Annotated in this window: 7 protein-coding genes and 1 pseudogene; all 8 read left to right on the top strand. The window is 44.9% G+C overall.

Features of this window, described 5'->3' with window-relative positions:
* Window positions 1-905, top strand: a pseudogene (gene vgrG, locus GXP72_RS13635) (type VI secretion system tip protein VgrG); the annotation flags it as partial.
* Between the two features lie 22 nt (window positions 906-927).
* Window positions 928-1,983 (top strand): PAAR domain-containing protein, encoded by a 1,056-nt coding sequence (locus tag GXP72_RS13630; RefSeq protein ID WP_090421166.1) that lies wholly within the window; start codon window positions 928-930, stop codon window positions 1,981-1,983.
* A 24-nt stretch (window positions 1,984-2,007) separates the two neighbouring features.
* Complete coding sequence (locus GXP72_RS13625; protein ID WP_244319951.1) at window positions 2,008-2,442, top strand: hypothetical protein; 435 nt, start codon at window positions 2,008-2,010, stop codon at window positions 2,440-2,442.
* 22 nt (window positions 2,443-2,464) lie between these two features.
* On the top strand, window positions 2,465-3,538 hold the full coding sequence (locus tag GXP72_RS13620; protein ID WP_061716464.1) for a hypothetical protein: 1,074 nt from the start codon (window positions 2,465-2,467) through the stop codon (window positions 3,536-3,538).
* A gap of 347 nt (window positions 3,539-3,885) precedes the next feature.
* Entirely contained in the window at window positions 3,886-4,236 is a 351-nt protein-coding gene (locus GXP72_RS13615; protein WP_048992422.1) for an immunity protein Tsi6 family protein, read from the top strand.
* Between the two features lie 25 nt (window positions 4,237-4,261).
* The gene (tri1, locus tag GXP72_RS13610; RefSeq protein WP_090421172.1) at window positions 4,262-5,329 is read left to right on the top strand and encodes an ADP-ribosylarginine hydrolase Tri1; all 1,068 of its coding nucleotides are present in this window, start codon (window positions 4,262-4,264) and stop codon (window positions 5,327-5,329) included.
* 89 nt (window positions 5,330-5,418) lie between these two features.
* Window positions 5,419-5,790 carry an immunity protein Tsi6 family protein gene (locus tag GXP72_RS13605; protein WP_223237591.1) on the top strand — a complete coding sequence of 124 codons (372 nt, stop codon included), beginning with the start codon at window positions 5,419-5,421 and terminating at the stop codon, window positions 5,788-5,790.
* A gap of 38 nt (window positions 5,791-5,828) precedes the next feature.
* Window positions 5,829-6,929 (top strand): ADP-ribosylarginine hydrolase Tri1, encoded by a 1,101-nt coding sequence (tri1, locus tag GXP72_RS13600; RefSeq protein ID WP_024909799.1) that lies wholly within the window; start codon window positions 5,829-5,831, stop codon window positions 6,927-6,929.
* Window positions 6,930-7,151 lie beyond the last annotated feature (222 nt).

The raw sequence follows: 7,151 nt of genomic DNA, 5'->3' as shown, positions 1-7,151 counted from the left end.
CCGTTCTTCAGCGACAACGGTGAGTATCTGGTGACGGCGGCGGGTTACCACCTCGAAGAGAACCGCTATGCCAGCGGTGAGGGGGAGACTATTCACCGTACCGATTTCACGGTCATCCCGTCGGCGGTGGTGTACCGTCCGGCGCAGTCCACGGCGTGGCCGCGCACCTACGGCCCGCGTGGGCGGGCCAGGGCTACGGCGGGGTGCAAATCCCGCGCGTCGGCGATGAGGTGGTGGTGGACTTTATCAACGGCGACCCGGACCGTCCGATTATCACCGGGCGCGTGTACAACGACGCGAGCATGCCGCCGTGGGCGCTGCCGGCTGCGGCGACGCAGATGGGCTTTTATAGCCGCAGCAAAGATGGCCATAAAGACAATGCCAATATTCTCCGTTTTGAAGATAAAGCCGGGCACGAGCAGATCTGGATCCATGCAGAAAAAAATATGGATACGGATATTGAAAATTCTGAAACTCATGATGTCGGTGTCGATCGTAGAAAAACCATCGGACAGGATGAGAATATTACGATTAAGCGGAACCTGAAATCAGATGTAGGTAATAATGAAACGCATAATATTGGTAACAAGCACGTTATAAACGTTGGGAAAGATCAAACCGTCTTGACCATGGATAAAGAAGGTAACGCGCTGCTGGAATCTGTGACCACGATTAAACTCAAAGTTAAAGACAACTATATTCTGATCGCCCCGGATACCATTGAGATTCACGTAGGCCAAGGCAACCTCAAAGCAGAGGCTGTGGAACAAGCCATCTTCAAAGGTGATGAGCTTACAAAACTAGGTGATGGGATCAATACCGAGCTCAAGGCAAATGATACGGTGAGTATAACGGGAACTAACCTTACCGATATTAAGGGCGCGATTGTAAAAGTTAACAGTTAATCTGCGTACAGAGAACGCTATTATGGGAAAACCAGCCGCCAGAGCGCGCATTGATTCCAGCGCACATACTGGCCCAATTCAAAGCGGAAGTCCCAACGTAATTATTGGCGGATTTCCGGCAGCACGAAAAGGCGACCCGCTTTCATGCTCCCAACATGGTCAGGGAAGTATTCTCAGTGGTTCAACAACGGTATTTGTGAACGGTTTGCCTCTCGCCAGGGAAGGTGACAAGACGGGTTGCAATACCTCAGCGACCCCTGCAGTCGCATCCACTCAACCCGCACCTCCGCAATACTGGGGCGGTACGGCGGCGAAGGATGCGGGTAAAGATGGTGCTATACATGGTGATGTTTACGACGCCCGTGTGCTTGGCGCATATGCAAGCCTTGAAGATAAATCCGGCTTTGGAAAACCTGATACGGCTTCAGCCGGATTCGCACTTGCCGATATCACGGTCGGGAATACAAAAAGCCAGGATAAATATAAAGGCGAGGTACGTACTAAAGTAGGGGTGGCGGCTGCCAGCGGCACGTTAGTGACCGATCGAGCTGATTACGGGGCGATTAATCTCAATGCAAACGCCACCGCGATACAATATGGCGCCTCGGGAAGCATTGGTAAAGAAGGGCAACAATACGGCGGCGTCGGTGGGGATGTATACCTGGCAACCGCTGAAGCGAAGGCCGTCAGTGAACTATATGACGGAAATAAAGGGCGTTATGGTTTTAATGTTGAACTTGGCGCAGAAGCCGCGGCGGTCAAAGGAGAGGCGACGGCTAAAGCCGATTTTTATGGCGTAGTCGTTGCCGATGGCAAACTTTCAGGGAGTGCAGGGAGCGCTGGCGCTTCTGCAGGCGTGGGAACCTGGATTGATAGCACTGATTATTCATTTAACCTTAAGGTGTCCGGTGAGCTTGCAGCGGCGCTCGGTCTGGGAGGGGATGCCAGTATCAAATTTGCTCTCAAACCGATCCTTGACTGGATTTATGACGATGATGAAAGTAAGCCGTCCCCAGCGGCGGGCAGTGGCGATGGTGTGATTAAGACTGGCTGTGTTACAGTCCTGATAGGAGATTAAAATGTGTAAATGGGGAACGTTGTGATGCATTGGATTTTCTTTATTCTCTTTATGATTTGGACGCTAGCGCTTATCTGGAATGGAAAAGATTTATTTAACAAAAAGCAGTGGCTCCTTGCGGGGTTAATGTTCGTTCTGGTGTTAGTGGCTACGGTCGTCATTGGCTTTACGTTGAAATGGCTTGCTCAGTCAATGTCATTATTTTCCGTCGCAACGGCCAAGCATTATTCGATCATCTTATCCATGTCTTTCCTGTGTGTTTGGGGATTAAAGATCACAGTAGTGCTGCTCTGCACGTTATTTTCCGGGATTATGGGGGGGCACAAAAGATACAACGCGGAAAATTATGAAAAATTATCGTCTATGACACGTGCCGTGGCGCCTGGCTTACTTATCTTTGCTAAAAGCTTAATTACCCTCGGAAGCTTCCTTATGTTTTCGGGTTTATGGCTTAAGTAAGCGCGACGAGTGAGGTTGCATTATGGTTACTGAAAAACAATATTTTTTTCCTCTTGAGATAAAGGATCAGGAAAAAGAGATTCGGGAAAATTTCTGGAAATGTCTCTATACCTCTGCAGAAAAAGAGATGCTTCATTACTGGCTATTGTTACCCCAGAATGTTAAGCCAGCAGAGTTAAAGCCGATCACGTTTCAGGAGGTTGGGCTGACGAATATCGGACGATACATCGCCGATGACACCGGCCCCTATATTGAAGTCTGGGCTGCATATGAACACTGTCAGTGGGAGATGAATGCGTCAGACTGGCTTATCAATAAGCTCGATTTAATGGGTGAGAAAGTACTGAGCCAAAGGATAATTACTCATCCTTCAGGAAGCGGGAAGTTTGCGGATATCCTGTCCATTAAAATGATGCCATCGGGTGATGAGGTCGTTTCACGATATACGGTGCAGAAGGATTATAATCCTGTAAATGGTGGGGGAAATTACTTCCTTTTGAAAACGGCTTGTGCGTCGAAGGATTACAACACGATTGCCGATACTATTTTCCTGATTGCTATCAACTGGGATTTACTGCATCGCAGCAATTTGATGCTTTCAGAACTGTTGAAAACAGTCAGCCTTAGCAACAAAAATGACAGTGGATTTAAAATTCCGGATTCATGGCTGGTGAATACGCTGGATGATAATCGTCTGGTAATTGAACACACAATAGGTAACGTCAACCATGGAGTGATTAATTTCTGTCTTTTCCGTCAGGCTGATTATCCCGCTGCGCAGGCTATTTTCGATGAAGCAACTGCGCGCTTTAACCGCCACGATAGTGCGGTCTCTCTTACGACATCGGACATTGCCAGCATCCCAAATGATATCAATCCCACGTTTACAGGCGATCTTTATAGCTGTACGGGAGAGGTAGTCAGTGCTGCTGAGAATATCAGGGCTTATTACGATATGCGTATCTTTAAAATTAATGATTTGTGGTGTTACGTTGAGGTGGTTGGGCCTCATCGTAATCATCAGGATTATTATTACGAAGCCAATAAACGATGCATGGAAATCATTCTTTCTACGTTTCGCATAGAAAAACGATGAGCTGACAAAGTTAATTCATGACCATCTAAATAAAACCACAGAAATGTGGTTTTATTTTTGTTTCACAGAAACAATATCATAACCGCCTTCGTTCTGAGGATTAGTTAACTTCAGGCACTGAGATCAGATCATCGTGGAATAAAAAATCATGCTCAGCTGAACTATCGTTCAGCTCGCGGGAGTGGATATTCTGTTCTGAAAACTGACATCCCGCTATGTTAACGGCAAGATTATCCACGTGGCGAACGGTGCCGTTGAGAGAACGGGCAGGCACTATGCTGTGTAACAGGTAGAAGTGGAGTATCCGCAGGTTCAGGCCACCGCCAGGGCAGTATTTGAGGTGACTCATGAGTAAAGAAAATTACACCGCGCTGGATTATATCAATGATGCTATTGATGCAATTAATCATCGATTAGAAGAAAATCCTACATTTTCTTTATATGTTATGGCAAAGAATCAGTTGGACTATATTAAGTCTATTCTAACGGGGTCTGAGAAAGATAAAAGTAAATTGCACAAATTAAATCTTGGAGTGCTTGCGTCAAAAGAGTTTGATACAACCGATGCAGAACTTGCTCAGCATTTGTCCAATGTTAATTATATAGCTTCGCAAATGGGAAAAGGATTGAAGTTTATTCTCCCTCATGAGCAAGACGTTGAGTATTTGAAAAGGCAAAGACGGTATCGCAAGTGGTAAACAACGTTTGATTAAAGGGTGCGGGATGATAGATCTTTACAGCGAAGATTCAGTAATTAATCATTATGCCGATCGTTATAATAACTACATGCCAGTTAATGTTCGTAAGGTAATAAGAAGCAGCATTGATGATTCAAATTACTCTCATGTATGGGATGAAACATTACCTTTAATCACAAATGAAGATGTTTCACGCGATAAAGCACTTGGGGCGTTAGTGGGTTTGGCTGTTGGCGATGCAGTTGGCACTACTCTTGAATTTAAACGCAGAGATAGTGAACATGTAGTGGATATGATTGGTGGCGGGCCCTTTGAATTAAAACCCGGTGAATGGACAGATGATACGTCTATGGCATTATGTCTGGCAGAAACTTATCTTTCAGAAAACAGAATGCATACCGATGTACTTAGAAAATATCTCCTGAAATGGTATCTCAATGGGGAGAACAGCAGTAATGGTCGTTGTTTTGATATCGGTAAAACGACGCGATTCGCGCTTGAACAGTATATGCTTGTCGGACCTTCCTGGTATGGTAATACAGAAAAGCACACGGCTGGTAATGCTGGGGTTATTCGTCAAGCTCCGGTGTCTATCTTCCGTCGGAAATCGCTGCGTGCGATTTACTTCGAATCCCAGGCTCAGAGTCGAGCAACTCATGGTGCAGTAGAGTCAATTAATGCATGCCAATTCCTCGGATTAGTATTGCACTATTTAATTAACGGTTATCAAAAAGACGAAGCTTTTTCGCCTCATGTTTTCCCATTATGCGCGCGTGTAATGATCATAAACGCGGGTGAGTATAAGCAGAAAACTCGCGATCAGATTCGTTCAAGTGGTTATGTTATCGATACGCTTGAGGCCGCGATGTGGTCCGTATGGAATACTGACAATTTCCGTGATGCGATTCTGCTGGCTGCCAATCTTGCCGATGATGCTGACAGCGTCGCGGCGACGGCGGGACAAATAGCGGGGGCGTTGTATGGTTATTCCGCTATCCCGCAGGACTGGAAAGATAAACTCGTACAACACGAACGTATTGCCACAATGGCGGGTAAACTATTCGATAGAGCGCCTGAGGATAATTTTTTATAGTTAGAATTACCAAGGGTAAGCGAGGGCATATGATGACTTGCGATCAGGTATGGAATTTTTAGTTAACTGAATCTACTGCAATGAATGAAATGACAATGTTTGGTTACGTTGATAGAGCATTAACTTTAGCACAGAAAAGATATGCAGACGTCAAGAATCGTGATCCCCAATCCCCGCTTTTGCAAATGTACGACTCTATTGTACAACAATTATTATTTCTACGGGATTTAATCGAAGGCAAGGAAAAGGATAGAGCGAAATTATGGGATATGACGTTCGGTATGTATGCAGGGAAGGAGTTTGATCATTCTGATGAGTTGTTTTTTGAAAGGTTGTCAGATGCCTGGTTTATTGTGGATCAAATCCGCCGAGGGTTAAAGGTTAGGCTGCCGCATGAGGTCGATACCAACTATAATAAAAAGAAACAAAACCTCATGAAGAAATTCCCTGATGAATTTTAGTATTTCATATGAATAATATTTTTTATTATGGGTGAAAGGTGATTGACTTACATGCTGATTTAAATGCCTTGTTAAAATATGTTGATAGATATCGTAAATACTTACCCATTAGCAGACCTTCAGTCCAGCGAAGGATGCAGTATACGTATGATAATAAGCCATTAGAATCATCCTCAAATAGTGATGTACAAAAACAATGGGATTTAACACCACCATGTAATATTTCACTAGCGCAATCACGGGATCGTGCGGTAGGTACGCTTATTGGTCTTGCTGTTGGAGATGCTGTAGGTACGACGCTCGAATTTTTACCTCGTGACAAAGCACACGTCAAAGATATGACAGGTGGTGGGCCATTTCGACTTCGTGCCGGCGAATGGACGGATGATACATCCATGGCGTTATGTCTTGCGGAAACGCTCCTTGAGAAGGGTGATGCTGATACTATATGCTTCAGGAATAAGCTTCTGGAATGGTATCAGCATGGTTATAACAGTTCAAATGGCGTCTGTTTTGATATAGGCAATACAACTCGGTTTGCTTTAGAACAATATTTAATAGTTGGTCCTGGGTGGAACGGTAATACTTCGCCAGAAACTGCCGGTAATGCTTCCATGATCAGACAAGCACCTGTCTCTATTTTTTTTAGAAAATCATTAAGCAAAGCGTTTTATGAAGCTAAAAAACAATGTATCGCAACACACGGTGCCGCGGAAGCAATAAATAGCACGCAGTATTTAAGTTTTTTGCTTGTGCATATGATTAACGGTAGCAATAAAGATTTTGTTTTTACACCACACGTTATGCCGCTTCAGCCACGTGTAATGATCATTAACGCGGGTGAGTATAAGCAAAAAACTCGCGATCAGATTCGTTCAAGCGGTTACGTTATCGATACGCTTGAGGCCGCGATGTGGTCCGTATGGAAAACGGATAATTTCCGTGATGCCATTCTGCTGGCAGCCAACCTTGCCGATGATGCTGACAGCGTTGCGGCGACGGCGGGACAAATAGCGGGAGCATTATATGGTTATTCCGCTATTCCGCAGGAGTGGAAAAATAAACTCGTACAACATGAACGTATCGCCAAAATGGCTGGTGAATTGTTCGATAGAGCCCCTGAAGACACTTTCTTGTAACTGTTTATCTCGATGAAAATTCAGGAAAAGTTGTTTTTTTTGTGGCATGAGAAGTCAATCTTACAGCTACTCATTATCAAACCAGCAGCGTTTACGCTTTGCGTATTGAAATGAGTTAACTTCTGGCACTGAGATTAGTCCATAGTGGAATAAAGATTATGCTCAACCGAATTACCGTTCAGCTCCCGGTGGAGGGGCTTCTGTTCTGGAAACTGACGGGCC

Origin of the sequence: Enterobacter sp. SES19 (assembly GCF_011765665.1) — a bacterium.
In the GTDB taxonomy this organism is placed as follows: Bacteria; Pseudomonadota; Gammaproteobacteria; order Enterobacterales; family Enterobacteriaceae; genus Enterobacter; species Enterobacter pseudoroggenkampii.
The sequence above is the reverse complement of the archived record's forward strand: the minus strand, read 5'-3'. Positions and strand labels throughout refer to the sequence as shown.